Source organism: Kitasatospora sp. NPDC088134 (assembly GCF_044741705.1).
GTDB lineage: Bacteria > Actinomycetota > Actinomycetes > Streptomycetales > Streptomycetaceae > Kitasatospora.
In genome coordinates this window covers 324134-349949 of record NZ_JBIUTD010000001.1, presented here as the reverse complement: position 1 = coordinate 349949, position 25816 = coordinate 324134, and the positions used below count along the sequence as shown (strand labels likewise).

Annotated in this window: 25 protein-coding genes; 22 read left to right on the top strand and 3 right to left on the bottom strand. The window is 74.0% G+C overall.

Annotated features, from left to right (window positions below; genetic code table 11):
* Positions 1-281: 281 nt before the first annotated feature.
* From ACIOHG_RS01440 to ACIOHG_RS01380, 13 genes are all read left to right on the top strand, one after another.
* Positions 282-992, top strand: coding sequence for an HAD family hydrolase (locus ACIOHG_RS01440; protein WP_400944024.1), 711 nt, complete (start codon positions 282-284; stop codon positions 990-992).
* A gap of 112 nt (positions 993-1104) precedes the next feature.
* The gene (locus ACIOHG_RS01435) at positions 1105-1842 is read left to right on the top strand and encodes an SDR family oxidoreductase (RefSeq protein ID WP_400944021.1); all 738 of its coding nucleotides are present in this window, start codon (positions 1105-1107) and stop codon (positions 1840-1842) included.
* Between the two features lie 18 nt (positions 1843-1860).
* On the top strand, positions 1861-2850 hold the full coding sequence (locus ACIOHG_RS01430) for a DMT family transporter (RefSeq protein ID WP_400944018.1): 990 nt from the start codon (positions 1861-1863) through the stop codon (positions 2848-2850).
* Between the two features lie 35 nt (positions 2851-2885).
* The gene (locus tag ACIOHG_RS01425) at positions 2886-3560 is read left to right on the top strand and encodes a 4'-phosphopantetheinyl transferase (protein ID WP_400944015.1); all 675 of its coding nucleotides are present in this window, start codon (positions 2886-2888) and stop codon (positions 3558-3560) included.
* Positions 3561-3666: 106 nt separating this feature from the next.
* Positions 3667-5019, top strand: a complete 1353-nt coding sequence (locus ACIOHG_RS01420) for a class I adenylate-forming enzyme family protein (RefSeq protein ID WP_400944012.1) — start codon at positions 3667-3669, stop codon at positions 5017-5019.
* Positions 5016-5765 carry an SDR family NAD(P)-dependent oxidoreductase gene (locus tag ACIOHG_RS01415; RefSeq protein ID WP_400944009.1) on the top strand — a complete coding sequence of 250 codons (750 nt, stop codon included), beginning with the start codon at positions 5016-5018 and terminating at the stop codon, positions 5763-5765. The genes ACIOHG_RS01420 and ACIOHG_RS01415 overlap by 4 nt, the downstream gene beginning before the upstream one ends.
* Positions 5759-6037 carry a phosphopantetheine-binding protein gene (locus ACIOHG_RS01410; protein WP_400944006.1) on the top strand — a complete coding sequence of 93 codons (279 nt, stop codon included), beginning with the start codon at positions 5759-5761 and terminating at the stop codon, positions 6035-6037. The genes ACIOHG_RS01415 and ACIOHG_RS01410 overlap by 7 nt, the downstream gene beginning before the upstream one ends.
* Positions 6034-6810, top strand: coding sequence for an AfsA-related hotdog domain-containing protein (locus ACIOHG_RS01405; RefSeq protein WP_400944003.1), 777 nt, complete (start codon positions 6034-6036; stop codon positions 6808-6810). The genes ACIOHG_RS01410 and ACIOHG_RS01405 overlap by 4 nt, the downstream gene beginning before the upstream one ends.
* Positions 6811-6817: 7 nt before the next feature.
* Positions 6818-7141, top strand: coding sequence for a YciI family protein (locus ACIOHG_RS01400; protein WP_400944000.1), 324 nt, complete (start codon positions 6818-6820; stop codon positions 7139-7141).
* A 120-nt stretch (positions 7142-7261) separates the two neighbouring features.
* Complete coding sequence (locus tag ACIOHG_RS01395; protein WP_400943997.1) at positions 7262-7888, top strand: hypothetical protein; 627 nt, start codon at positions 7262-7264, stop codon at positions 7886-7888.
* A 2-nt stretch (positions 7889-7890) separates the two neighbouring features.
* Entirely contained in the window at positions 7891-8766 is an 876-nt protein-coding gene (locus tag ACIOHG_RS01390; RefSeq protein ID WP_400943994.1) for a hypothetical protein, read from the top strand.
* Complete coding sequence (locus tag ACIOHG_RS01385) at positions 8739-9818, top strand: aldo/keto reductase (protein WP_400943991.1); 1080 nt, start codon at positions 8739-8741, stop codon at positions 9816-9818. The genes ACIOHG_RS01390 and ACIOHG_RS01385 overlap by 28 nt, the downstream gene beginning before the upstream one ends.
* Before the next feature lie 34 nt (positions 9819-9852).
* On the top strand, positions 9853-10275 hold the full coding sequence (locus tag ACIOHG_RS01380; RefSeq protein ID WP_400943988.1) for a carboxymuconolactone decarboxylase family protein: 423 nt from the start codon (positions 9853-9855) through the stop codon (positions 10273-10275).
* A gap of 109 nt (positions 10276-10384) precedes the next feature.
* Here ACIOHG_RS01380 and ACIOHG_RS01375 read toward each other — a convergent pair whose 3' ends face one another.
* Positions 10385-11068, bottom strand: coding sequence for a ScbR family autoregulator-binding transcription factor (locus tag ACIOHG_RS01375; RefSeq protein WP_400943986.1), 684 nt, complete (start codon positions 11066-11068; stop codon positions 10385-10387).
* Positions 11069-11226: 158 nt separating this feature from the next.
* Here ACIOHG_RS01375 and ACIOHG_RS01370 point away from each other — a divergent pair, with 158 nt between their 5' ends.
* The 4 genes from ACIOHG_RS01370 to ACIOHG_RS01355 all read left to right on the top strand — a co-directional run bounded on the left by ACIOHG_RS01370 (position 11227) and on the right by ACIOHG_RS01355 (position 16609).
* The gene (locus ACIOHG_RS01370; RefSeq protein WP_400943983.1) at positions 11227-13419 is read left to right on the top strand and encodes a ScbA/BarX family gamma-butyrolactone biosynthesis protein; all 2193 of its coding nucleotides are present in this window, start codon (positions 11227-11229) and stop codon (positions 13417-13419) included.
* 238 nt (positions 13420-13657) lie between these two features.
* Positions 13658-14626: a hypothetical protein gene (locus ACIOHG_RS01365; RefSeq protein WP_400943980.1), complete on the top strand. Its 969-nt coding sequence runs from the start codon at positions 13658-13660 to the stop codon at positions 14624-14626.
* Between the two features lie 85 nt (positions 14627-14711).
* Positions 14712-16379, top strand: a complete 1668-nt coding sequence (locus tag ACIOHG_RS01360) for an acyl-CoA carboxylase subunit beta (protein ID WP_400943977.1) — start codon at positions 14712-14714, stop codon at positions 16377-16379.
* Positions 16380-16390: 11 nt separating this feature from the next.
* Positions 16391-16609 (top strand): acyl-CoA carboxylase epsilon subunit, encoded by a 219-nt coding sequence (locus tag ACIOHG_RS01355; RefSeq protein ID WP_400943974.1) that lies wholly within the window; start codon positions 16391-16393, stop codon positions 16607-16609.
* Between the two features lie 35 nt (positions 16610-16644).
* Here the strand turns inward: ACIOHG_RS01355 and ACIOHG_RS01350 are convergent, their stop codons facing one another.
* On the bottom strand, positions 16645-17451 hold the full coding sequence (locus ACIOHG_RS01350; RefSeq protein ID WP_400943971.1) for a hypothetical protein: 807 nt from the start codon (positions 17449-17451) through the stop codon (positions 16645-16647).
* A 303-nt stretch (positions 17452-17754) separates the two neighbouring features.
* On the opposite strand from ACIOHG_RS01350, the gene ACIOHG_RS01345 reads away from it, so the two are divergent.
* The 5 genes from ACIOHG_RS01345 to ACIOHG_RS01325 all read left to right on the top strand — a co-directional run bounded on the left by ACIOHG_RS01345 (position 17755) and on the right by ACIOHG_RS01325 (position 22704).
* Positions 17755-18537: an MHYT domain-containing protein gene (locus tag ACIOHG_RS01345; RefSeq protein WP_400943969.1), complete on the top strand. Its 783-nt coding sequence runs from the start codon at positions 17755-17757 to the stop codon at positions 18535-18537.
* 112 nt (positions 18538-18649) lie between these two features.
* Positions 18650-21292, top strand: a complete 2643-nt coding sequence (locus ACIOHG_RS01340) for a nitrate- and nitrite sensing domain-containing protein (protein WP_400943966.1) — start codon at positions 18650-18652, stop codon at positions 21290-21292.
* Positions 21289-21699, top strand: coding sequence for a roadblock/LC7 domain-containing protein (locus ACIOHG_RS01335; protein WP_400704815.1), 411 nt, complete (start codon positions 21289-21291; stop codon positions 21697-21699). The genes ACIOHG_RS01340 and ACIOHG_RS01335 overlap by 4 nt, the downstream gene beginning before the upstream one ends.
* 104 nt (positions 21700-21803) lie before the next feature.
* On the top strand, positions 21804-22130 hold the full coding sequence (locus ACIOHG_RS01330) for a DUF742 domain-containing protein (protein ID WP_400705818.1): 327 nt from the start codon (positions 21804-21806) through the stop codon (positions 22128-22130).
* Complete coding sequence (locus ACIOHG_RS01325) at positions 22111-22704, top strand: GTP-binding protein (protein WP_400943963.1); 594 nt, start codon at positions 22111-22113, stop codon at positions 22702-22704. The genes ACIOHG_RS01330 and ACIOHG_RS01325 overlap by 20 nt, the downstream gene beginning before the upstream one ends.
* A gap of 7 nt (positions 22705-22711) precedes the next feature.
* Here ACIOHG_RS01325 and ACIOHG_RS01320 read toward each other — a convergent pair whose 3' ends face one another.
* Positions 22712-25723, bottom strand: a complete 3012-nt coding sequence (locus tag ACIOHG_RS01320; protein ID WP_400943960.1) for an NACHT domain-containing protein — start codon at positions 25721-25723, stop codon at positions 22712-22714.
* Positions 25724-25816: the final 93 nt, after the last annotated feature.

Sequence of the window (25816 nt, the reverse complement as noted above, 5' to 3'; positions counted from 1 at the left end):
GCCCGCTCGCCGCACTGGCCGAAAACCCAAGTACACCCAGTACGAGGGCTTCCGGCCGGCACGCCGAGAGCACGCACCGACCACCGCGGGGCCGCGCCGGGGGTTCGAAGACAGGCCCTAGGCCCTGCCTGCAAAACCCTCGGAACCTCGCCCGGTGTCCGATCCCCGGTCCACCGGCCGTGGCGAGCATGCCGTCCGAGGCGGCGCCGCGCACCGCCGGGCACCCGGCGCGGGCCGACGCGCCGTCCGCAGTCTTCCGTCACTACCCCCAGGAGTGAGACATGGCAGGAGAGTCGCGCCGAGCGGCCTTCTTCGACGTCGACGAGACCGTCATCACGGTCAAGAGCATGTTCGACTTCCTGCGCCACTGGCACGAGCAGGCCCCCGGCGGGCAGGGGCCCGAGGCGTACCGCAGCGCGCTCGGCGGGCTGCACGCGCTGGCCGCCTCCGGCGCGCACCGGTCCGAGGTCAACCGCACCTACTACCGGGGCTTCGCCGGCGTGTCCGCCGCCGAGCTGCGGGCCGAGGGGCTGGCCTGGTACGCGGCCTACCGCACCCGCAGCGACGCCTTCGTGACCGCCACCGTCGAGGCGATGCGCGCCCACCGGCGGGCCGGCGACACCGTGGTGCTGGTCTCCGGCTCGTTCTTCGCCTGCCTGGAACCGCTGGCCGCCGAGCTCGGCGCCGACCTGGCGCTCGGCTCCGTCCCGCTGGTCGGCCCGGACGGCCGGCTCACCGGCGAGGTGGAGCGCCCGATGATCGGCGCGGTCAAGGGGCTCGCCGTCGAGGAGACCGTGGCCCGGCTCGGCCTGGACGCCGCCGACTGCCACGCCTACGGCGACCACTCCAGCGACCTCGACATGCTGCGCCGGGTCGGCCACCCGCACCAGGTCGGCGCCGACCCGGAACTGACCGCGCACGCGCTCCGGGACGGCTGGCCCCGGCTCTCCGCCGACTCCGGCCCGCTGACCCAACTCCTGCGCGCCGCCTGACCGTTCACCCCCCCCCCCCGAGCCGCACCGCACCGCACCACCGCGCACCACCGTGCACCCACCCGAACACCCACCGGAACACCCACCGGAACACCCACCGAAGGAGAGTCACGTGAGTCGAGACAGTCGACGGGTATCGCTCATCACGGGCGCCGACCGGGGCATCGGCCTCGCCCTGGCCAAGCGCCTCGCGGACGCGGGCCACGCGCTGGTCCTGCACTCGAACGAGGCCGAGGGGCTGGCCAAGGCCGTCGCCGAGGCCGGCTGGAGCACCGACCAGGTGCTCACCAGCAGCCACGACGTGGGGGACCGGGCCGCCGTGGAGGCGGCCGTGGCCGCCGCCGTCGAGCGCTTCGGGAAGATCGACGACCTGCTCAACGTCGCCGGCGTCGCCTACTTCGGCGGCATCCTGGACACCGACCCCGACATGTGGGAGAAGACCCTCCGCACCAACCTGACCGGCTACTTCCTGATGGCCCGTTCGGTGCTCCCGCACATGAAGGCCGCCGGGAGCGGAACCGTCGTCAACATGTCCTCGATCTGGGGCAAGCGCGGTGCCCCTCCCGGCGCGATGCTGGCCTACTCGGTGTCCAAGTTCGGCATCGAGGGCCTGACCAAGTGCCTGATCGAGGAGGCCCGCCCCTGGGGCGTCAAGGTCTCCAGCATCGTGCTGGACAAGGTCGACACCGGCTTCCGCGACAACATGAAGCCCTTCATCGACTACACCCCCGAGCAGCGCGCCCGGATGCTCGGCGCCGAGGACGTGGTCGACGCCACCCTGGCGATCCTGAACAGCTCCGGGCGGGCCCACCCGTCCACCATCGAGCTCGACGCCTGGCTCTGGGCCTGACGAGGAGACACCCCAGCCATGACTGCCAAGACCCGCAGCATCTACCCGCTGCTCACGCTGTCCGCCTTCTTCTGGGGCGCGACGTTCAACTTCGCCAAGTACTCCGTCCACTACCTGTCGGCGCCGGCCAGCGCCGCGCTCCGCTTCACCCTGGCCGCGGCGATCACCGCGGCGATCCTGCTGCCGCAGCGCGCCAAGGTGGCCGAGGTGGTGCGGCAGAACGGGAAGGCGTTCGTCGTGCTCGCCCTGCTGGGCGTGTTCGGCTTCAACACCTTCTTCTTCCTCGGCATGCAGTACACCTCGCCGACCAACGGCTCGCTGATCCAGGCCACCAACCCGCTGGTCACCGCGCTCATCGCGGCGGTCTTCTACAAGGAGAAGATCAGCGGCAACCACAAGGTCGGCACCACGATCAGCTTCCTCGGCGTCGCGGCGCTGATCCTGGTCGGCTCGGTGCAGCGGCTGGAGCCGCCGAACATCGGCGACATCTGCTGCCTGGTGGCGAACATCTGCTTCGCGTTCTACGCGGTCGTGCAGAAGCGCTACGTGAAGAACAGCACCCCGCTGATCACCACCGGCATGACCAACATCATCGGCTTCGTGCCGCTGTGGGCGGTCGCGCTGGCGGTCTCCCCGCAGCCCACCCCGAGCGTCCTGGCCCACCTGCCCTGGCAGGTGTACGGCGCGCTGTTCTTCATGGGCGCGCTCGGCTCGGTGCTGGCGTACGTGTTCTGGAACCAGGGCATCGTCCGGCTCGGCGTCGCCGACACGGCGGTCTTCTTCCACCTGGTGCCGGTGTTCACCGTGCTGGCCTCGTTCGTCCTCGGCCAGGAGGTCACCTGGGTCCAGGTGATCGCCGGACTGGTCGTCATGTCCGGCGTGGTGATCTCCTCCGGGCAGCACCACCGCCTGCTGCGCCGCACCCCCGCGGCGGCCCCGGCCGCGACCGCCGCTCCGGCGACCGCCGCGGCTCCCGCCGCCGAGCAGCCCGCCGCGGCCGCCCGGTAGCACCCCACGGTCCGTCAGGAGCACCGGGAGCGACCGTGATCGAGCACCTGCTGCCCGCGAACGTCGCCACCGCCTGGACCACGCACGACGAGGCGAAGGCAGATCTCTTCCCCGAGGAGGAGACCTGCCTTCGCCATGCGGTGGCCTCCCGGCGGCGCGAGTTCGCCACCGGTCGGCGCTGCGCCCGGCAGGCCCTGGCCGCCCTCGGGCTGCCCCCGGGACCGCTGCCGGGCGGGGAGCGCGGCGAACCGGGCTGGCCGCCCGGGACGGTCGGCAGCATCACCCACTGCCGCGGCTACCGCGCCGCGGCCGCCGCCAGGTCGGCCGAGTACCGCTCCGTCGGCATCGACGCCGAGGAGCACCGGCCGCTGCCGCCGGACCTGCCGGCCGCCGTGCTGCTCCCCGCGGAGCGCGCGGCCGCCGCCCGGCTGGCCGCCGAACGGCCCGGCACGCACTGGGAGACCGTCATGTTCAGTGCGAAGGAATCCGTCTACAAGGCGTGGTTCCCGCTCGCCCGGACATGGCTCGGATTCCATGACGCGGAATTGCGGATCGACCCGTCGGGGACATTCTCGGCGCGCCTCCTGGTGCCCGGCCCGGTGGTCGACGGAATGCCGTTGCGGGAATTCTCCGGATGCTGGTCGCGGCACCGCCAGGTGGTGCTCACCGCCGTGCTGCACGCGGCATCGCCGCAGCTCGCAGTGGGGTAGACCTTCGGGTAGCCCGACCGGGCTGACGGATTCGGCCGGTTGAAACCGAACGCGGCTCCGAATAGTTTCTGAATCGCCCGCACATTCGACTTTCAGTGGAGTTCTGATGAGCGAATTCGACATCGACCGGATAGCGCGGTTCGAGGATGCCGAAGCGGTGGTCTTCCACGGCCGCAGCTGGACCTACCGGCAGCTGGTCGGCCTGGTCGCCGACTGGCAGCAGTACCTGGACGGGCACGGCGTGCGGCCCGGCGACGTGGTGACCCTGGAGGGTGCCTACTCCCCGCAGATCTGCGCCGGCCTGCTGGCCCTGATCGACCGCGGCGCGGTCGTCGTCCCGCTGACGCCGCTGCCCGCCGCCAAGCGCGCCGAGTTCCTGGAGGTCGCCGAGGTCGAGGTGGTGGTCACCGCCGACGGCACCGGCGCCCGCACCCTGGAGCGCACCGGCCGCACGGCCGGGCACGAGCTGTACGGGCGGCTCCGCGCGGCGGGCAGCCCCGGCCTGGTGCTGTTCAGCTCCGGCACCACCGGCCGCAGCAAGGCCTCGGTGCTGGACTTCCGCAAGGTGCTGGCCCGCTACGCCCCGGGCGGCACCCCGCGCCGCATCCTGTCCTTCCTGAGCCTCGACCACATCGGCGGCATCAACACCCTGCTGCACACCCTGGTCCAGGGCGGCACCGTGGTCACCGTCGCCGAGCGCACCCCCGAGGCGGTGTTCGCCGCCGTCCAGGAGTACGGCGTGCAGATCCTCCCCACCACGCCGACCTTCCTCAACATGGTGCTGTTCTCCGACGTGCTGGAGCGCTACGACTGCTCCGCGCTGCAACTCGTCACCTACGGCACCGAGCCGATGCCGATCAGCACCCTGACCCGGCTCGCCGGGCTGCTGCCGGCCGTCCGGTTCAAGCAGACCTACGGCCTGTCCGAACTGGGCATCCTGCCGACCAAGTCGCGCGGCGACGACACCCTGTGGGTCAAGCTCGGCGCGGCCGCCGGCTTCGAGTACAAGATCATCGACAGTGTGCTGTGGATCCGCTCCGAGATGGCGATGCTCGGCTACCTCAACGCCGAGGCGCCGTTCGACGAGGACGGCTTCTTCAACACCCAGGACGTGGTGGAGACCGACGGCGAGTGGATGCGCATCCTCGGCCGCCGCTCCGAGATCATCAACGTCGGCGGGGAGAAGGTCTACCCGAGCGAGGTGGAGAGCACCGTCCTGGAGGTGCCCGGCATCGCCGAGGCCACCGTCAGCGGCCACCCCAGCCCGGTCACCGGCATGGTGGTCAAGGCCACCGTGCTGCTCGCCCCCGACCAGGACGCGGACGCCCGCACCGTGCAGCGGCTGATCCGCGAGCACTGCCGGCGCAAGCTGGAGGCGTACAAGGTCCCGGCCCTGGTCGAGGTCTCCGGCGCCCGGCAGCACTCCGACCGGTTCAAGAAGATCCGGAGCGCCGCGTGAGCGGGCCGGCGGCCGTCCGCGGACAGGTCGCCCTGATCAGCGGCGGCAGCCGCGGCCTGGGCCGGATCCTCGCCCAGCGGCTGCTCGACGAGGGCTGGAAGGTCGCCACCTTCAGCCGCTCCGCCAACGAGTTCACCGAACGGACCGCCGCCGAGCGCCCCGACGACTTCCTCTGGGCGCAGGTCGACCTCGGCGACCGGAGCGCGCTGCGCGGCTTCGTCACCGCCGCCGCCCGCCGCTTCGGCGGCATCGACCTGCTGATCAACAACGCGGCGGTGCTGAACAAGCAGGAACTGTTCCTCACCACCTCGACCCGGCAGATCGACGCGCTGATCGCCAGCAACCTGAGCGCGCCGATCGCCCTGGCCCAGGCCTGCGCCCGGGTCATGAGCACCCAGAGCAGCGGACAGATCGTCAACGTCTCGTCCATCAACGCGATCCGCGGGTACCGGGGCGTGGCCGTCTACGCGGCCACCAAGGCCGGACTCGACGGGTTCAGCCGCAGCCTGGCCCGCGAACTGGGACCGCTCAACATCCGCGTCAACTCGGTGATCCCCGGCTTCTTCGACAGCGACATGACCACCGAGGTCACCGACCGCAACCGCGAGCGCATCCAGCGCCGCACCCCGCTCGGGCGGCTCGCCGACATCGACGAGATCGCCGACACCGTCCTGTTCGTCACCTCGTCCAGGGCCTCGTTCATCACCGGCCAGACCATCGTCGTCGACGGAGGAATCACATGCTGAGCACCAACGACCTGCTCGACCTCGTCCGCGGGCAGATCACCGACCTGCTGGAGGAGGCCGGCGTCGAGCACGACGGCATCACCGGCGCCGAACCGCTGAACGCCATCGGCCTGTCCTCGCTGCTGCTGGCCCGCCTGATCATCCAGCTGGAGATGGAGACCGGCGTCGACCCGTTCGCCGAGGGCGACCTGGTGCTCTCCGACGTCCGCAGCGTCGCCGAACTCGCCGACGCCTACGCGAAACTGCTCGGCGGCGCGGCGGTGGCGGCGTGAACCCGCCCCTGGTCGTGGTCGGCGACCGCTTCGAGGAGTTCCTCGCGCTGCCCGGCGCCATCGGCGCCACCGACCTGCTGGAGCGCCTGCGCACCTGGTCCGCCGCCGACGGCGACACCCCGTACGCCGTCACCGTCGGCCAGGGCCTGACGGCCGGTCAGCTCGCCGAGCTGCGGGCCGCCGCCGGTGCCGCCGACGGCCGGCTCGCGGTCGGCCCCGACGGGGTCCCGGAGCCCTCCGAACGGACCGTCACCCACAAGGCGTTCGACAAGAACGTCCTGATCGGCGCGGTGGAGCGGCTCGGCCCCGAGCACTACCGCACCCCCCTGGTGCTGGACGAGCGGGTCGAGGTCCTGGAGGACCACCTGACCGGGCTGCACATCCCCGCCGTCACCCTGCTGGAGGCCGCCCGGCAGACCTGGACCGCCGTCACCGAGCAGTTCCTCGTCCCCGCCGAACCGGCCACCCGCTTCGTCATCGGCCACGTCGACTCGACCTTCGAGAGCCTGGTCTTCCCGCTGCCCGCCCACCTCGAGTACCGGCTCACCGACCAGCGGGCCACCGCCACCGGCCAGAGCCTGTCCTTCACCGTCACCGTGCACCAGACCGGCCGCACCGCGGCCCGGTTCGCCGCGCAGATCCACAGCATCCAGCGCCTGTTCGCCGTCAAGCAGGAGCACATGGCCGCCCGCCAGGAGCTGCGCACCGTCCTCACCGCCCACCGAACCGCCGAACCGCCGGTGCCGGCCCTGGCCGCCACCGCAGGAGCGTGACCTTCCCATGCTGTGGACCATTCACTGCCTCGACGGCGACGACGTGACGGCGCAGCGCGCCGCCCTCGGCCCCGAACACTCCGCGCACCTGCGCACCGCCCGGCCGACCGCGCTGGTCTACGGACCACTGCTGGACGACGCCGGGGAGCAGGGCGTCGGCAGCCTCTTCCTGATCGACGTCCCCGACCGCGCCGCCGCCGAGCGGTGGATCGAGGCGGACCCGTTCCACCGCGGCGGGGTCTGGACGCAGGTGCGGGTGCACGCCTTCCGGCAGTCGCCGAACGCGCCCGTCCAGCTCCCGCTCACCGCGGCGGAGCCCGCCGCCTCCTGAACGCCCGAGCACCGGAAAGCCCGAACACCCGAAGACCTGAAAGCCCGAACACCCGAGCTCCTGAAATGCCCCGGCGCCCCGCGCCCGCCGCCCGCTGCCCGCAATCGAAGGAGAACCCCGATGTCCGCACAGCTGCTCCTGGTCACCCAGGTCCCCGTGCAGGCCGACGCCGCCGACCAGGCCGTCAAGGCCTGGCAGCGGCTGAACGCCGAGCACGGCGCCGTCGCCCAGCTCTACCGCTCCACCGAGCGCGGGACGCTGCTGGAACTGCGCGCCCTGGACGGCCTCGACCAGGTGCCCGCCCTGCACGCCGAGTGGGCCGCCCAGTGGCAGGCCCTCGCCCCGTACCTGGCCGGCGACTTCCGCCGCCAGCTGCAGGAGTTCGTCGAGGCCCCGAAGCCCACCGCCCTCGCCCTGCCCGACAACCCGTTCGTCCAGCTGCGCCGGGTCGAGGTCAAGCCGCCGGTGATCGCCGACTACCTGGCCTGGCGCGACCGCACCATCTTCGAGGTGGTCCGCGGCGCCGAGGAGTCCGAGACCTTCCTCGCCTACCACTCGCTGCTCAGCACCGAGCCCGGCGTGCTGTTCGTGGCCGGCTTCTCGGTCGAACCCGCCGTGCACAACGCGGTGTTCCGCACCCCGCACTACGAGGAGATCCTGGTCCAGGCCCGGGAGAACTACATCGTCACCGACACCGGCGGCGACGCCGGCCTCTTCCTGGAGACCTACGCCCGGATCGAGGACTGACGGTGCAGAAGCAGAGCTACGAACTCAGCCTCACCACCCAGGGCCCGACCTACCCGCCCAGCGAAGTCATGGACGGCAACGGCGACTTCGTCGTCATCGGCATGATCAACCGCCCCGCCCCCGGCGGCGGCACCGACACCCGCTGGGGCCGCGCCATCGTCTCCGCGCAGAGCGCCGAGCCGCCGCACGGCCGGAACGTCCCGTACACCATCGTCCGCGAACTCCCCGAGGAACTCACCCCCGCCGACCGGGACATCGTGCTGCACACCCTGCCGCTGCCGCTGCCCGTCAACAACTACCCGATGCTGTTCGCCCCCGAGCAGCGCCCCGACGCCTGGGGCGTGCGGCGGCCCAGCTACCCGTTCCACGAGGTGCCGATACCCGACCTGCGGCCCGAGGACGGCCGCCGGATCACCGAGCCGATCACCCTCGGCCAGTGGGTGCGGGCCCGGGGCGTGCTGGACGTCTCGGTCACCGACAACGGGCACTCCGGCGAGTTCTCCTTCGAGTTCGCCGACCTGATCCCGGACAGCATCTACACCGTCATGTCGCTGCGCACCCACGACCTGGCACCCGCCCCGTTCGGACCGCACCGGCCCGGCCCGCTGGGCATACCCAACGCCTTCATCACCGACGGCCGCGGCGCCGGCCGCTACCACGCCAAGCTGCCCAACCCGTTCCCCGCCCCCGGCGCGCCCGGGCCCGAACGGATCGTCAACGTGGTGCTGCTGTGGATGAGTTACCAGCAGAACTACGGCGGCGCCATCGGCCACTTCGGCCTCGGCGGCGACATCCACGCCCAACTCAAGCTCCAGCAGGCGTCGTTCGGCGAATTCGTCACCACCGCCGGATGGCCGCCGCCAGCGAGGACACCATGAACCCCACCACCATCACCACCACCTCCGCCACCGCACCGGCGGGCCGCGACACCGTGCCCGCCCTGACCGCCCCGCCCCGCCGGATCGGCGCCGACGGCCCCGCCGTCGGCGCGCTCGGACTCGGCTGCATGGGGCTCAGTGGCCTGCACTACGGCGCCGCCGACGACGCCGAGTCCCGCCGCCTGATCCACGCCGCCCTGGACGCCGGCGTCACCATGCTCGACACCGCCGACATGTACGGCTGGGGCCACAACGAGGAACTGGTCGGCAGCGTCCTGCGGGAACGCCGCCAGGACGCCTTCCTGGCCACCAAGTTCGGCATCCGGCTGATCAACGGCCAGCGGGTGCACGACAGTTCGCCCGCCCACCTGCGCCACGCCTGCGAGGAGTCGCTGCGCCGGCTCGGCGTCGACAGCATCGACCTCTACTACGCGCACCGCCTCGACACCACCACCCCCGTCGAGGAGACCGTCGCCGCGATGGCCGAACTCGTCACCGCCGGGAAGGTCCGCCGGATCGGGCTCAGCGAGGTCAGCGCCGAACAGCTCCGCCGCGCCCACGCCGTCCACCCCGTGGCCGCGCTGCAGAGCGAGTACTCGCTGTGGACCCGCAACCTGGTCGAGGACGGCGTGCTGGCCGCCGCCCGCGAACTCGGGGTCACCACCGTCGCCTACTCGCCGCTCGGCCGCGGCTTCCTCACCGGCACCGTCCGCGGCCTCGACCAGCTCGGCGAGGGCGACTTCCGGCGCGGCAACCCGCGGTTCGCCGACGGCGGCCTGGAGGCCAACCTGCCGCTGCTGACGGCCGTCCGCGCCGTCGCCGCCGAGCAGGGCGCCACCACCGCGCAGGTCGCCCTCGCCTGGGTGCTGGCCCAGGGCGAGGACGTGCTGCCGATCCCCGGCACCCGCCGCACCGCCTACCTGGCGCAGAACGTCGAGGCCGCCGCCCTCACCCTGACGCCCGCCCAACTCGCCCTGCTGGACGAGGCGCTGCGCCCCGAGCTGGTGACCGGCGAGCGCTACCCCGCCGAGATCCTGCCGGTCACCCGCTGACCGGCGGCCGCCCCACTGACGGAGGAACACCCCGATGACCACCGCCCCCGCGCCCGTTGCCGCGCCCGTTCCCGCACCGGCCCCCGCGCCCGTTTCCGCCCGCCAGCAGCACGGGGCCGAGGTGATGCGCGCGCTCGGCCTCGACCCGGACCGGATGGTCGCCGACCTCGCGCCGCTGGACGAACGCTTCGGCCACACCGTGGTGGAGTACGTCTTCGGCGCCTTCGTCGGCGCCCCCGGACTCGACCTGCGGACCCGCGAACTGGCCACCATCGCCGTCCTGGTGGCGATCGGCGGCTGCGAGGCCCAGCTGGAGACCCACCTGCGCGCCGCCCTGCACCTCGGCGTCCCGCGCGGCGAACTGGTCGCGCTGATCACCCACGTCACCGCCTACGCGGGCATCCCGCGGGTGATGAACGCCGTCGCGGTGGCCAAGCGGGTGCTGCCGCCGGCCTAGCCCACGGCCCGCGGGAGCGAGAAGTCCCGTACGAACGAGCGGCGGGGGTCGGGTCCGGAGCGTGTTCCGGACCCGACCCCTGCCGCTCGCGCTTCGCGGGCCCGGGCCGCTACGCGGACTGCGGGCGCAGGCCGGCGAACAGCAGGAGCTTGGTGTCGGCCCAGCGCTTGGCCTGGTCCTTGCGGTCGTGCAGGACGCTGGAGATGTGCTGCATGCCGAAGAAGGCGGAGATCAGCGTGCGCGCCAGGTCCGCCGCGGAGAGGTCGGTGCGGACCTGGCCCTGCTCCTGGGCCGCGGCCAGCAGGATCGCCAGGCGGTCGATCCAGTCCTGGTAGGGGAGCGGGAGGTCGGAGTTGATCAGCGAGCGCTCGGACTGCAGCCGGGCCGCCGCCTGGACCATCACGTCGCCGAAGAACTCGCGCTCGGTGCGGTCCATCAGCTCGATCACGGTGCTCAGCGGGTCCAGGTTCTTCGCCCGGACCTCCTCCAGCGCGGCTGGCCACCGGGTGTAGAAGGTCTCGACCACGGCGATCGCCAGGTCGTCCTTGTCCTTGAAGTGGAAGTAGACGGCGCCCTTGGTCATGTTCACCCGGGCGGCGACGTCCGCGAGCGAGGTGCGCGGGTACCCGTGCTCGGCGAAGATCTCGGCGGCCGCCTGGAGGATGCGGGCCCGGGTGAGGACGGCCCGCTCCTGCTTGGGCTCGATCAACTGGTCGGTACGGGCGGTACGGGCGGTGCGGGAGGCGCGGGCGGTGCTCGGCCGGGAAGCCGCACGATCCGTGGATCGGTTCACAGCGAGTGTCACCTTCTTCTGGGTGGCCCCCGGAGGCGGCCTGCTTTTTACCTAACGGGAACACTGTACCCGGTGAAAAAACCTTCCCATCGGTATATATTTCCAGGCGTCGGGCCGGTCCGGATGGCCGGCCCGTCCACCACGCCCAGGGGGGTTCCATGAAGCTCGACACCCGGCCCCGTCCCGCACCGGCCAGAACCACCGTGCCCGCGGCGTTCGTCCACAAGTCCCGGGCCGACGAGGTGCTGCTCGCCGACTCGCGGCGGCAGGCCGCGGACCGCTTCCTGCTCGGCCTGCGCTGGCCCGCCGACCACTCGCTCTACCGCCCCGCCGCCGACGGCTCCGCCGACCTGGTGCTCGCCGTCGAGACGCTCCGGCAGGCCGGGATCTTCCTCTCCCACCAGTACTACGGCGTCCCGCTCGGCCACCAGTTCCTGCTGTCCGGCTTCGAGGTCGAGATCACCCACCCGGACGGCCTGCCGTCCGGCCCCACCGCCGCCGGCCTCCGGCTGGAGGCCGAGGTCACCACCACCCCCGCCAAGTCCCGCTTCGCCGCCCGGATCGACGCCGTCCTGCGCGACGCCGACCGGGTCTACGGCCGCGGCGCGATCAGCTGGACCGCCGTCGACCCCGCCCGCTACGAGGCGCTGCGCCGCCGCAGCCGCCCCGCGGCGCCCGTCGCGCCCGGCGCCCCGCGCCCCGCCGCGCTGCCCGCCCCGGTGGTCGGCCGCAGTGCGGCCGAGGACGTGGTGCTGGCCTGGGCGGACCCGTCCCACGGCGGCGCCTGGGCGCTACGGATCGACCAGCGGCACCCCGTCTACTTCGACCACCCGCTCGACCACGTCCCCGGCATGCTGCTGTTCGAGGCGCTCCGGCAGGCCGGCCACGCCGCCGGCTGGCCCGCCCGCGGCCCGATCGGCGTCGGGCTGACCCTGGTCGGCGCCACCGCCGAGTTCCCCGCCTTCTGCGAACTGGGCCCCGCCCCCGTCCTGCTGGACGTCGCCGCGATCGGCCTCGGCAGCCCCTGCGCGCTCACCGGGGGCGCCCGGGCGGGCCAGGAGGTCGTGGTGACGGTCCGTCAGAACGGCACCCGGGTCGCCGCCGCCACCACCCGGTGGGTCGCGGCGAAGAAGCCCCGCACGCCCCGGCAGGTCGTCCTGGGCAGCATCCCGCGCCCCCGCGACGGCCGCCGCCCGCTGGGGGGAGGGCCGGTGCGCCTGACCGCCGACCCGTCGGCCGACGACGCCTTCCTCGCGCCCCCGGACTTCGGAGCGCCGGAGTTCGGGGCGCCGGAGTCCGGAGCCCCGGCGTTCGGGCGGGCGGCCGTGGCCGCGGCCCGCCGGGCCGCCTTCGCGGACGGCGCCGGGGCGCACGCGCGGCGCCGGCTGTCGGCCCCCGTGGCGGACGCGCTGGTGCGGGCCGGGTTCGCCCGGCACTTCGTGCCCGCCTGGTACGGGGGCGCGGCCGGGAGCTTCGCCGACCTGCTGCGGGCCTCGGTCGAGGTCGCCGAGGGCTGCCCGTCGGCCGGCTGGTGCGGCGCCCTGTACGCCGCGCACGGCCGGCTGGCCGGCTACCTCCCCGGCCGGGCCGGCCAGGAGCTGTGGGGGAGCGGCCCCGACGCGGTGATCGCCGCCGCCGTCACCCCGCCCCGGGTGGACGCCGAACCCGTGCGCGGCGGCTGGCGGTTGACCGGCGCCTGGCGGCCCGCGAGCGGCGTCGACCACGCCGAGTGGATCCTGCTCTCGGCGCGCACCGACCCCGCCGACGGGCCCGGCGGCCGGCTGTTCGCCGTCCCGCTCGCCGACTGCGCGATCGAGGACACCTGGCAGGCCCCCGGCATGTGCGGCACCGGCAGCAACACCGTCCACCTGGACCGGGTGCCCGTCCCCGCCCACCGCACCGTCCGCCGGGCCGACCTGCTGGGCTGGTACGGCCCGCCCGGCGCGGCCCGCTGCCACCGGGTGCCCTACCCCCTGGTCGCCGCCCTGATCTTCGCCGGGCCCGTGCTCGGCGCGGCCCGCGCCGCCGTCGCCTGCCTCCGGGACCCGGACCTGCGCCCCGCGGTCGGCGCCGCCGAGTGCGCCCGCACCCACGCGCTCGGCGACCTCGGCCTCGCGGCCCGCCTGCTGGCGGACGCGGCCCGCCGCGCCGACGGCCCCGACGCCGGCCGCGCCTCGACCGTGGTCGAGAACGCCCGCGACAGCGCCCTCGCCGCCCGCCTCTGCGTCACCGCCGTCGACCGGCTGCTCCCGATCGACGCCCCCGGCGCCGCCGCCGAGGACCGGCTGCGCCGCCTGGTCGCGGACGTCCGCACGGCGGCCGGGCACGCGATGCTCCGCCCGCCGGCCTGAGCCCCGCGGCCCGAGCCTGCCGCGGCTGAAGAAGCATTCCGTCGAGCCGGATTCCGCCGAATTCCGACCTGCGCCGCTGGTAGCGGCGTTGCGGCGAAGAGGGCCTCGGATCGGACTGGATAAATACCTTCGCAGAGGTATTATTACTTCCGCGAGATCGGCACACCCCCAAGGCCGCCCGGCTGCCCAGGCCGGGTCCGGCACCGCAGTTGACGAGTCGTGAGGACACGGGCAGGCCATGAACCAGATCGGGAAAGTGACCGTCGTCGGCGCCGGAGCCCAGGGCGCCGCCATCGCACAGCGTCTCGCCGAGTCCGACGCGGCCGGACTGCTGGTCCTCGCCGACGTGGTCGAGGGCCGGGCCGAGGCGCTCGCCGCGGACCTGAACCAGAGCCGGGCGCTGACCGGCCACCGGACGCCCGTCCTCGGCACCGCGTGCGGGCCCGAGGACGAGGGCTACGAGCAGACCGCCGGGTCCCGGCTGGTGGTGATCGCCGCCGGCCGCCGCCCCGCCCCGGACACCGACCGGTTCCAGCAGCTCACCGACAACCTGCACACCGTCACCGAGCTGACCCGGGAACTGGTCTTCTGGTCGCCGGACGCCGTCCTGCTGGTGGTCGCCAACCCGGTCGCCGAGCTGACCCGCGCCGTGCAGCAGGCGTCCGGCTTCCCGGCGAGCCGGGTGCTCGGGCAGAGCCAACTGCTGGACAGCGCCCGGTTCGCGCACTTCCTCGCCGAGGAGCTGCGGGTCGAGGTCGACCGGATCCGCGCCCTCGTGCTGGGCTGGCACGGCGAGGACCTGTTCGCGGTCGTCTCGCAGTGCACCGTGGACGGCCGCCCGCTGGCCGAGCTGATGGCGCCCGAGGACATCGAGGAGATCGTGGAACGGACCCGCTACGCGGGCGCCGAGCTGACGTCGCTGCTGCGCGGCCCCGGCCTGCGCGCGCCCGCGATCGCCGCGGCGGAGGTGGCCCGGGCGATCCTGTCCGACTCCGGCCGGGCCCTGCCGGTCTGCTGCCGGCTCGACGGCGAGTTCGGCATCGAGGACGTCTGGCTCGGCGTGGAGGCCGAACTCGGCGCCCGCGGCGTCAACAAGGTGGTCGAGACCGAACTGACCGGCCCGGAGCTCGACGCGCTGCGGACGGCGGCCGCCGCCGCCCGGGTCTCCCAACTGCGCGCCGAGGCCCTGACCGTCCGGACCGGCTGACCGCCCCGCCGCCCCGCCGCCCCCGCACCCCCTTTTGCACCACCAGGAACCCGAGCGAACCGACGCCCAGGAAGGTGGGACCAGCATGACCGTGACCCAGCACCGCCAGGCCCCGGCGGCGGCCGCACCAACCCCGGCCGCCCCCGCACCGGCCGCGCCCGCACCGCCCCGTACCGCCGCCGTACCCGTACCCGTACCGCCCGCCGATCCGCTCGACCTGGTCGCGGACCTCCGCCGGATCAGGGCCGAGCTGTACAGCGCGGGCTCGCCCGCCGCCACCGAGGCGCAGCACGCCAAGGGCAAGCTGACGGCCCGGGAGCGGATCGACCTGCTGCTGGACGAGGGCTCGTTCCACGAGGTGGAGCCGCTGCGCCGGCACCGCGCCACCGGCTTCGGCATGGAGCGGCGCAGACCCTACTCCGACGGCGTGGTGACGGGCTGGGGCACCGTCGAGGGCCGCACCGTCTTCGTGTACGCGCACGACTTCCGGATCTTCGGCGGCTCGCTCGGCGAGGCCCACGCCGCGAAGATCCACAAGCTGATGGACCTCGCCGACCAGGCCGGCGCCCCGCTGGTGTCGCTCAGCGACGGTGCGGGCGCCCGGATCCAGGAGGGCGTCACCGCGCTGGCCGGCTACGGCGGCATCTTCCGCCGCAACGCCCGCTCCTCCGGGGTGATCCCGCAGATCTCGGTGATGCTCGGCCCGTGCGCCGGCGGTGCCGCCTACTCGCCCGCGCTGACGGACTTCGTGTTCATGGTGCGCGGCGTCTCGCAGATGTTCATCACCGGCCCCGACGTGGTCCAGGCCGTCACCGGCGAGAAGATCACCCTCGACGGGCTCGGCGGCGCCGACGTGCACGCGGGCACCTCGGGCGTGGCCTCCTTCGCCTACGACACCGAGGAGGCCTGCCTCGCCGACGTCCGCCACCTGCTGTCGCTGCTGCCCGCCAACAACCGCGAACTGCCGCCCGCCGTCCCCACCGGCGACCCGGTCGACCGGCGCTGCCCGGCCCTGCTCGACCTCGTCCCGGCCAACCCGGCGCAGTCCTACGACATGCGCAGGGTGATCGAGGAGATCGTCGACGACGGCGAGTACTTCGAGGTGCACGAGCGCTGGGCCGCCAACGTGATCTGCGCGCTGGCCCGGCTGGACGGCCGCACCGTCGGCCTGATCGCCAATCAGCCGAGCGTCTCCGCGGGCGTCCTGGACATCAACGCCAGCGAGAAGTCGGCGCGCTTCGTGCAGATGTGCGACGCCTTCAACATCCCGCTGGTCACCATGCTCGACGTCCCCGGCTTCCTGCCCGGCGTCGACCAGGAGCACGACGGCATCATCCGGCACGGCGCCAAGCTGCTCTACGCCTACTGCAACGCCACCGTCCCGCGCATCCAGCTGATCCTGCGCAAGGCCTACGGCGGCGCCTACATCGTGATGGACTCCCGCTCCATCGGCGCCGACCTCTCCTTCGCCTGGCCCACCAACGAGATCGCCGTGATGGGCGCCGAGGGCGCCGCCAACGTCATCTTCCGCCGCGACATCAACGGCGCCGAGGACCCCGAGGCGATGCGCGCGCAGAAGATCAAGGAGTACAGGAGCGAACTGATGCACCCGTACTACGCGGCCGAACGCGGCCTCGTCGACGACGTCATCGACCCCAGCGAAACCCGAGCCGTTCTCGCTTCCTCCCTGGCGATGCTCCGCACCAAGCACGCAGACCTGCCCAGCCGCAAACACGGCAACCCCCCGATGTGAGGCCCCCGCAGATGAACCCCGCCACCGCCGACACCCCGGTCCTGCGCGTCCTGCACGGCCACCCGAGCGCGCTGGAACTCGCCGTCCTGCTCGCCGTCCTGGCCGCCAGGACCGCGGGCGGCGCACCGGCCGCCGCCCCCGCACCCGACCCCCGGGCCCGCTGGGACCGCCCCGCGGTCGTCCCGCACTGCGCCCCGTCCTGGCGCGGCGAACTGCGCCGCGCCGCCTGACTCCCGACCCGGCGGCGGGTCCGTCGGCGGCGTGCTCAGACGCCGCGGACGGGCACGCCGTACGGGTTCGGGATCGCGGACAGGCAGAGGGTGTAGCGGGAGTGGCCCATGGAGGCGACGTAGGAGGCGGTGTAGCCGGGGAGGGTGTGGCAGGCGGTGGTGTCCTCGCGTTCGAAGCGGCCGATGATGCGGTGGGTGGCACTGTGGTCCGCGCAGTCGACCACCTTGACGTCCGGCATGAAGGTGCCGGCGGCGTGCACGCAGTCGCCGACGTCCGCGAGGTCCGGGTCGTCCTTGAGCACCAGGTAGAACAGGCCGGCGACGGCGACCGGGATCAGCAGGCCGGCCAGCTCCGGGCGGCGGTACAGCGGCGGGCCCGGGTGCTCCGGGACGCCGGGGGCGCCCGGGACGGGGGCGGCCAGGCGGCGCAGCTTGAACCAGGTCAGCAGGTTGGCGAGCAGGGTGATCGGGTTCCACAGCACGGAGCCGACGCTCGTCCAGCCCTGCCAGAGGCTGTCCGCGCTCAACTCCCGCAGGGTGGCCAGGCCGCAGCTCCGGCAGAACGGGCCGCGCACCTTGCGGAAGCGCATCACCACGATCAGGCCGACGTGCGCCCGGACGGTGGCCGCGACGGCGGGCACCGACCCGCAGGCCCGGCACTGCGGCCCCTCCTGCCCGGGCGGCGGGTACGCCCCGGGCCGCCCCTGGGCAGCCTGCTCGGCGAGCGGGCGGATCGGGTCGGACACCGGGCCGGTCATCGGGTCGGACGCCGGGCCGGCCGCGGGGGCGGACGCCGGGGCGGAGGTCGGGTCGGACGGGAGCTGCGGGGCGGGCACGGACACGCGGTTCCTCGGGGAGCTGGGGACGCCGTTCCGGACGGATGGCATGCGGAGAGTACCGGTCGCACCAGCTGATCTCGAAAGAATTTCCGGCCGCGTCGCGGCAGGTCGGGCCGGCGGAGGGCACGGCCGCGGGAGCCGGGGGCGTACGCGGGGCGGACGGCCATTGCAGCACACAACCCGCGCGGCGCGTGGTGCTTTTCACATCTTCCGTTGACCATCCGTCAGCCGTGGGTAGCGTCCAGCCTCCCTGGACCACACACAGAGCTCGGGCGAGCGGCTCGGACCCTCGCAAGGAGGCACCGGATGGGATCGATGGACCACTTCAGCTTCGGCTGGCTCACGCCGCTGCTCTCCTACGCGATGGCCTGCGTCGGCGCCGCACTCGGCCTGCGCTGCACCCTGCGGGCGCTGTCCGCGACCGGCACCTCCCGCCGCAACTGGCTGCTCACCGCCGCCGCCGCGATCGGCTCCGGGATCTGGACCATGCACTTCGTCGCCATGTTCGGCTTCACGGTCGGCGGCACCGACCTGCGCTACGACGTCCCGCTGACGGTGCTCAGCCTGCTGGTGGCGATCGCGGTGGTCGGCGTCGGGGTGTTCGTGGTCGGCTACGGCCGGCACCGCGGCCGCAGCCTGCTGCTCGGCGGCCTGGCCACCGGCGTCGGCGTCGCCGCCATGCACTACCTGGGCATGGCCGCCGTCCGCATCCACGGCGAACTCCGTTACCAGGTAGGGACGGTGGCGCTCTCCGTGCTGATCGCGGTGGGCGCCGCCACCGCCGCGCTGTGGGCCGCCGTCACCATCCGGAACGTGTACGCGGCCGCGGCCGCCGCCCTGGTGATGGGCATCGCCGTCAGCTGCATGCACTACACCGGCATGGCCGCCGTGCACGTCCACATGGAGCCCGCCCGCACCGGACTCGGCGGCGCCACCCCCATGCAGTTCGTCTTCCCGCTCGCGGTCGGCCTCGGCTCCTTCCTGTTCCTCACCTCCGCCTTCGTCGCGCTCTCCCCGACCGCGCAGGAACGCGCCGCCTACCGCGAGGCCGGCGAACTCGCCGTCGAGGACCTCGGCCGCGCCGCCTGACCCACCGTCGGCCCCCGACCAGCCGTCAGCAGCAGTCGAGGCTCCCGAACACCGCCCCGAGCACCGTCCCGACGAACCCCGGACCCCGGACCCCGAAAGGCCCCGCCGACCCATGCGCGCAAGCCGAGGCACCTCCCGCAGCGGACCAGCGGCCCCCAGCACCCCGCGAGGCCCCGCCCGCAACCGGCCCGGCGCACCCCGCCGCGGTGCCCACGCCGGGCCGCCCGCCGACGAGACCCCCGAGCCGTACCCGGCCGCCCCCCGCCCGTCCACCGGGCTGCGGCCGCGCACCGTCCGAGCCCGGATCGTCGCCCTGCTGATGGTCCCCGTGGTGTCCGTGATGGCGCTCTGGGCCTTCGCCACCGTCACCACCGCACAGGACATCTCCGAACTGCGGCGGATCAAGCACGTCGACGCCACCCTGCGCGCCCCGCTGGACCGCACCGTCGTCGCCCTCCAGGCCGAGCGCACCGCCGCCGGACAGCTGCTGGCCGCCCCCACCGCCGACCGGGAGGCCCGGGCCCGGGCCGCCGCCGAGCAGACCGACCGGGCCGCCGCCCCGCTCACCCTCGCCCCCGGCTACAACCTCGCCGACGCCGAGGGCCTCGGTCCCGAGGCCGCCGACCGCCTGGACACCCTGGGCCGGGCCGTCGCCGCCCTCCCCGACCTGCGCCGCCACCTGGCCGACCGCAGCGTCTCCTGGGGCGACGCCTACACCGTCTACACCGCCGCCGTCGACGACGCCCTCGCCGCGGCCGGCGCGCTCACCGGCCTCCAGGACCACCGGGTCGCCGCCGACGCCCGGGTACTGCTGGAGTTCGCCCGCTCCCGCGAACAGCTCTCCCGCGAGGACGCCCTGCTGCGGGCCGCCGCCACCGCCGGCCAGTTCGCCCCCGCCCAGTACCGGGCCGCCGTCCGGGCCTCCTACGCCCGCGCCGAGTTCGAACGGGCCTCGGCCGCCGACCTGCGCCCCGTCGACCGCGCCGCGCTGGCCGCCGTCACCGGCGGGCCCGAGTACCAGGAGGTGCGCCGCTACGAGGAGACCGTGGACAGCGCCGCCGACCCGGCCGCCGCCCTCGCCGCGCTCCCCGCCGACCGCTGGGCCGCCGCCGCCGACGCCACCGCCCGCGCGCTGGCCGGCGTCGAGCAGCAGGCCGGCGCGGCCGCCGCCGACCGCGCCGACCCGTACGCCCTCGGCCTGTTCACCACCTCCGGCGCCACCGTGCTGCTCGGCCTGCTCGCCGTCCTGGCCTCGCTGCTGATCTCGGTGCAGATCGGCCGCTCGCTGGTTGCCGAACTGCAGGGCCTGCGGAACTCCGCGCTGGAGCTGGCCGGACGCAAACTCCCCGCCACCATGCGGCGGTTGCGGGCCGGCGAGGAGGTCGACGTGGACACCGAGGTGCCGCCGCGCGAGCACGGCGGCGACGAGATCGCCCAGGTGCACGGCGCGCTCGACACCGTCCAGCGGGCCGCCGTCACCGCCGCCGTCGAACGCGCCGAGGTGCTGTCCGGGGTCTCCGGCGTCTTCGTCAACCTGGCCCGCCGCAGCCAGGTCCTGGTGCACCGTCAACTCACCCTGCTGGACGCGATGGAGCGCCGCACCGAGGACCCGGCCGAGCTCGACGACCTGTTCAAGCTCGACCACCTCACCACCCGGATGCGCCGCCACGCCGAGGGCCTGATCATCCTCTCCGGCGCCGCCCCCGGCCGGGCCTGGCGCAAGCCCGTCCCGCTCACCGACGTGGTCCGGGCCGCCGTCGCCGAGGTCGAGGAGTACGCCCGGGTCGACGTGCACCGCCTCCCGTACGCCGCCGTCACCGGCCCCGCCGTCGCCGACCTCACCCACCTGTTCGCCGAACTCGTCGAGAACGCCACCGGGTTCTCGCCCCCGCACACCAAGGTGCAGATCCGCGGCGAACAGGTCGGCACCGGCTACGCCGTCGAGATCGAGGACCGCGGCCTCGGCATGGGCCCCGAGGCGCTGGCCGACGCCAACCGGCGGATAGCCGCCAGCGAACAGGTCGACCTCTTCGACAGCGACCGGCTCGGCCTGTTCGTGGTCAGCCGCCTCGCCAAGCGGCACGGCGTCAAGGTCGCGCTCCGGCCCTCCGCGTACGGCGGCACCACCGCGATCGTGCTGCTGCCGCTCGCCATGCTCGACCTGCGCGCCCCCGAAACCGCCGAACCGGCCGGACCCGCCGAACTCGCCCGATCGGCTGGGGAGTTCGCCGCCCTCGGGGCGGAACGGGAACGGGAACGGCCGGGCGCGGCGGGCGGAGCGCGGGCGGCGGTGGCGGCGCGGGTGCCGCGTCCTGCGGTCGGCCCTGGCACGGCTCCGCCCGTCGGAGCGGGAGTCGTACCGAGTGCCGTCCCGCCGGGCGCGGCGGTGCCGCCGGTGCGGCCGCCGGTCCCGGCTGTGCCCGCCGCCCCGGCCGTTCCGCGGAGCGCGCCGCCCGCCGTTCCGTCGGTCGCTCCGCCGGTCGGGCCGAACTCCGAGGAGGGTGAACTCCCGCGCCGGGTACGGCAGGCCAGCCTCGCCCCGCAGCTGCGCGAGGGCCCCGAACCCGTCCGGCCCGGGCTGCGTCCGGCCGCCCCCGTGGAGCGCGACCCCGAGCAGGCCCGCAGCGCGATGGCCGCCTTCCAGCGCGGCTGGGCCCGCGGCGCCGAGCCCGAGCCCGCCCCCGACGCCGGCCCCGCTTCCGCAACCGACCGCCACCACCCCCACGACCTCGACCGAGGAGACCGCGCCCGATGATCGGCAGCACCTACCAGAGCGGCGAACTCAACTGGCTGCTCGACGAGTTGGTCACCCGGACGGCCCGGGTCAGATTCGCCGTGATGCTCTCCGCGGACGGCCTGTCGATGGGCAACTCCGCCGACCTGTCCCGGGAGGACACCGAGCACCTGGCCGCCGTCGCAGCCGGCTTCCACAGCCTCGCCAAGGGCGCCGGGCGCCACTTCGACGGCGGCGAGGTCCGGCAGACCATGGTCGAGCTGGAGCGCGGCTACCTGTTCGTCGCGGCCGCCGGACAGGGCTCCTGCCTGGCCGTCTGGGCCGAACCCGACGCCGACCTCGGTCTGATCGCCTACGAGACGGCCCGCCTGGTCCGCCGGGTCGGCGAGCACCTGCACGCCGCACCGCGCGCCTTCCACGAGGGGTGACCGCCGTGGCCTACCCGCCCCGCCACTACCTGCCCGGCAGCCCGTTCGGCTACCCGCCGCCGCCCGGCCGCCCCGTCCAGTGGTACGACGAGGACGCCGGCCCGATGGTCCGCCCGTACGCGCTCACCAAGGGCCGGACCCGCCCCGGCCAACCCTTCGACCTGATCGCCCTGGTCGTCACCGATCTCCCCGACCCGGCCGCGCTGCCGGTCGGGCCCGAGCAGGCCGCCATCCTCACCCTCTGCCGGGGCAACGCGCTGTCCGTCGCCGAGATCGCCGCCGACCTCGACCTGCCGCTCGGCGTGGTCCGGGTGCTGCTCGGCGACCTCCTCGACGCCGAGCACATCCGGGTCAGCCGCCCCGTCCCACCGGCCCTGCTCCCCGACGAGCACATCCTCCAGGAGGTCATCCATGGACTCCGCGCGCTCTGACACCCCCGACCTCGCCCTCAAGATCCTGGTCGCGGGCGGCTTCGGCGTCGGCAAGACCACCCTGGTCGGCGCCGTCAGCGAGATCAAACCGCTGCGCACCGAGGAGCAGTTGACCGTCGCCGGGACCGGGGTCGACGACCTCGACGGCGTCGAACGCAAGACCACCACCACCGTCGCCATGGACTTCGGCCGGATCACCATCCGCGACGGCCTCTCCGTCTACCTGTTCGGCACCCCCGGCCAGGACCGCTTCTGGTTCCTCTGGGACGAACTCGCCCAGGGCGCCCTCGGCGCGGTCGTTCTCGCCGACACCCGCCGCCTCACCGACTGCTTCCCCGCCGTCGACTTCTTCGAGCACCGCGGCATCCCCTTCGTGATCGCCGTCAACCGCTTCGACGGCAGCCGCGCCTTCCGCCCCGACGAGGTCTCCCGCGCCCTCGACCTGGACGACCGCACCCCCGTGGTCCTCTGCGACGCCCGGCACCGCGCCTCCGGCAAGGACGTCCTGATCACCCTGGTCGAACACGCGGGCCGCGAACACGCCGCCCGGGTGCTCGCCCAGGCCAAGAGCTGACGTACCGTCAGTTGATCCCCGCGACCCGTGGCGGCACGGCCGGGCTCGCCGTCAACCGGCCCAGCCAGGCGTGCAGTTGGGCGGCGAACACCCAGGACTCCGGCCCCTGCGCGTCCACCGCCTCGGCCAGCGCACCGAGGAACTCCCCGGACGGCTCGCCGACCGCGTCCGGCCCCGGACGGGACAGCGCCCGGAGCACCCCGTTGCTGGTCTCGAAGTGCTGCACGAAACACCCGGACAGGTCGACGCCGGTCGGTCCGGCGTTGCGGCACCGGTCCAGGAACGGAGCCAGCACCTCGGCGAGCGGCTCGGCCCGGACGGTCCGGTAGTGGTGGCGGAAGATGTCGGGCAGCCGGGTCGGATCGGTCGGACGGAAGCGGATCTTGTGCTTACGGACCTCCTGCGGGACCAGGTTGAGGTTGAAGGTGGTGGCCGCCCTGGCGTCGGCGCCGATGCCGGACGGCAGGGCCGGGAGCAGCCCCGCCGTCATCCGCCGCGCGTCCTGCGACCGGAGCGCCCGCCTGACGGCCTGTTCGACGATCTCCCGGCCGGCCGTGGACTGCTGCGCGGCCCGGCCGACCCCCACCGCCCAGCTGCCGCACTGCGGACCGGGCGGGCCGTCCAGCACCTCCACGGCGTGTCCGACCAGCAGGCGGTGGTGCCTCGGGTGCGCCGTGGCGAAGTCGTCCCCCAGCAGGTCGGCGGCCAGGTACGCCCCCGGGCGGAGCGTCATCGCCGCCCGGCTCTCGGTGTCGAGAGCCCGGAGCACGGCCAGCAGACCGTCCCGCAGGTGCGGCCGGTGCGAGAAGAGCCCGGCGGCGGCCAGCAGCCAGGTGTTGTTCCAGGCGGGGGAGGCGGCGAGCCGCTGGAGCCGGGGCAGGATCTCGTTCTCCGGCCCCGAGACCAGCGCCTTCGCGGCCATGAACTCCTGCAGGCTGCGCACCTCGAAGCCGATCCGTCCCGCGTCCGGGGCCACCAGCAGCACCAGGCGCTCGGTCGCGGCGGCGAACAGGGCGGACGTCAACTTCCTTGCCAGCCCCGGGTCTTCGGTCTCCTCGGTCAGCCGGTTCAAGGCGCGTTCGTGCAGTTCTTCCTCCGCCAGCACGGAGTCGAGCTCCCCGTCCAGGGCGGCCCGGGACTGCAGGGTCAGACCGACGTACTGGTGCATCCAGTCGATGTGGCCCCGGTGTTCGGCGAGCAGCCGGCCGGTCTCGCCGGGCTTGTCCACCTCGCGGGCGTAGATGGTGGCGTAGTAGGACTCGAACAGCTCGTAGCGGTTCTGCGGCATCCTGGTCCGGCGCTCGACCAGCAGCGACATGATGGTGACCTGCAGCGGAGTGCTCATCAGGCGGGCAGTGGCGGGCTGTTGGGCGGCCTCCGCGAAGCGCGCGACCACGGCCTCCCGCATCTCCGGGTCGTCGGCGTGCCGGGCGTCGGCCAGCCGCTCCGCGTAGTGGGTCGCGGCCTCCGGCGAGAGCGGGGAGAGCGTCAACGGCTCGAAGTCGCCGATGTGGAACTCGGCGCGGTAGCCCTGCGGCCGGGTGGTCGCCAGGACCAGCAGGTCGGCGTCCAACCCCCGCATGTGCAGCAGGAACTGCTCGATCGCGGCCATCACCTCCTCCCGGGTCTCCGGTGCGGACACCTCGTCCAGGCCGTCCAGCACCAGGAAGCACGGCCAGGCCGCCAGCCACTTCGTGAGCCGCGCCTCGTCCATCGGCCCGGGTGTCCGGCGCCCGATCCGATCGGCCAGGTAGCGCAGCAGGTTGGCGTCGCCGCCGGCGGCGAGGTGGTTGGCGAAGTCGTGCAGCACGATCCGGACCGGCCAGCGGCGCGATCGGGGCTCGGGGATGCCCGCCGCCGCCAGGTCGCCGCGCAGGCTCGTCAGCAGCGCACGGGTGGAGGCGGGGAGCAGCTGCTCCCGGTCCTCGCCGAGCAGCGCCACCCGGTAGGCCTGGCAGACCAGTTGGCCCAGGGTGCTCTTGCCCTGGCCGGGGCCGCCGATCAGGGCGAGGTGCCGCAGGGCCCGGCGTGTCGCCGGCCGGGACGGTCGCAGGACCTCGTCGCCGCGTTCGAGAACGTACTGCGCGCACCACACGGTCTCCGGGTCACCCGGCCGGTCCGCGCTGGCCTCCAGGTCGACGGCGATCGGACCGAGCGACAGCTTCTGCCGGTCGCCGTCGGCCCCGGCCTGGCCCAGCCGTACCCACTGGTCGGCCAGGAGTTCGGCGGCCAGGTTCGCCCGGATCGACGGCGCGATGTCCTGGGCGCCCGGGTCGGCGAGGAGTTGACCGAGCCGGGACAGTGCGTTGTCCGGGGCCAACAGTCCGGTATAAAGACGGCGTTGCACCGGATCCGCGGCGAGCAGTCGGCGCACCTCGTCGGCGGGAAGAACGCTGTAGCCGACGACGCCAAGGGCCCGGAGCTGGTGGAGCTCGGTGGCCAACTCCCGGTCGGATGCAGTGGCTGAAGCCCGCAGGTCCAGCAGGCGGTTCACATCAGGGGCCGGGCGTGCTGGGAGGTTGGTCAGCACGAAGACCGAGGAGCGGATCGTTTCATCGGGGTCGATGCGGGATCGGAAACGGGATACGGCCCGGGCTATGGCGAGTTCGTCCGGATCTCCTGACTGGGCGTACCAGAGGATGAGGCTCATGGAGGAGTACGGGGACTCCGGGGAGGCCGTCAGGAAGCGGGCGTAGGACGGGCGTGGGGTGTTGCACACTGTGGAGAAGAAGGACGAGGACAACCAGGCGAAGTCCGAGCCGCGCAGCCGGTCCAGGGCGTAGTCCGGCACCGGGGCGTCCGGTGCACCGGCCGTCGTCCCGTCGCCGATCGGCGTCTCGCGGGCCTGCTCGGCGAGCCCGGCCCAGTACCGGCGGGTGCGCGGCGGGCGGCCCGCCGTCTCCGACCAGAGGCGGACCAAGGCCCACAGCGCCTCCGTCCCGTCCACGGAGGGCACTTGGGCCTTCCGGTGGTCGGCCGGTACCCAGTCGCTGACCCGCTGGCTCCGGAAGTCTGCCACCCCGTAAGGGGGTTGACGCAGCGTCCGGGCGATCTCGGCCTGGGAGAGCGGGCGTTCGCCCCGGGCGCGGCGGGCCGCGTCGGCGTCCTGCTT

Bases quoted from the DNA above. Each gene is read 5' to 3' on its own strand.
- ACIOHG_RS01440 (WP_400944024.1), top strand. From the start codon at position 282: ATGGCAGGAGAGTCGCGCCGAGCGGCCTTCTTCGACGTCGACGAGACC.
- ACIOHG_RS01430 (WP_400944018.1), top strand. From the start codon at position 1,861: ATGACTGCCAAGACCCGCAGCATCTACCCGCTGCTCACGCTGTCCGCC.
- ACIOHG_RS01420 (WP_400944012.1), top strand. From the start codon at position 3,667: ATGAGCGAATTCGACATCGACCGGATAGCGCGGTTCGAGGATGCCGAA.
- ACIOHG_RS01410 (WP_400944006.1), top strand. From the start codon at position 5,759: ATGCTGAGCACCAACGACCTGCTCGACCTCGTCCGCGGGCAGATCACC.
- ACIOHG_RS01400 (WP_400944000.1), top strand. From the start codon at position 6,818: ATGCTGTGGACCATTCACTGCCTCGACGGCGACGACGTGACGGCGCAG.
- ACIOHG_RS01395 (WP_400943997.1), top strand. From the start codon at position 7,262: ATGTCCGCACAGCTGCTCCTGGTCACCCAGGTCCCCGTGCAGGCCGAC.
- ACIOHG_RS01385 (WP_400943991.1), top strand. From the start codon at position 8,739: ATGGCCGCCGCCAGCGAGGACACCATGAACCCCACCACCATCACCACC.
- ACIOHG_RS01380 (WP_400943988.1), top strand. From the start codon at position 9,853: ATGACCACCGCCCCCGCGCCCGTTGCCGCGCCCGTTCCCGCACCGGCC.
- ACIOHG_RS01370 (WP_400943983.1), top strand. From the start codon at position 11,227: ATGAAGCTCGACACCCGGCCCCGTCCCGCACCGGCCAGAACCACCGTG.
- ACIOHG_RS01365 (WP_400943980.1), top strand. From the start codon at position 13,658: ATGAACCAGATCGGGAAAGTGACCGTCGTCGGCGCCGGAGCCCAGGGC.
- ACIOHG_RS01360 (WP_400943977.1), top strand. From the start codon at position 14,712: ATGACCGTGACCCAGCACCGCCAGGCCCCGGCGGCGGCCGCACCAACC.
- ACIOHG_RS01355 (WP_400943974.1), top strand. From the start codon at position 16,391: ATGAACCCCGCCACCGCCGACACCCCGGTCCTGCGCGTCCTGCACGGC.
- ACIOHG_RS01345 (WP_400943969.1), top strand. From the start codon at position 17,755: ATGGGATCGATGGACCACTTCAGCTTCGGCTGGCTCACGCCGCTGCTC.
- ACIOHG_RS01340 (WP_400943966.1), top strand. From the start codon at position 18,650: ATGCGCGCAAGCCGAGGCACCTCCCGCAGCGGACCAGCGGCCCCCAGC.
- ACIOHG_RS01335 (WP_400704815.1), top strand. From the start codon at position 21,289: ATGATCGGCAGCACCTACCAGAGCGGCGAACTCAACTGGCTGCTCGAC.
- ACIOHG_RS01330 (WP_400705818.1), top strand. From the start codon at position 21,804: ATGGTCCGCCCGTACGCGCTCACCAAGGGCCGGACCCGCCCCGGCCAA.
- ACIOHG_RS01325 (WP_400943963.1), top strand. From the start codon at position 22,111: ATGGACTCCGCGCGCTCTGACACCCCCGACCTCGCCCTCAAGATCCTG.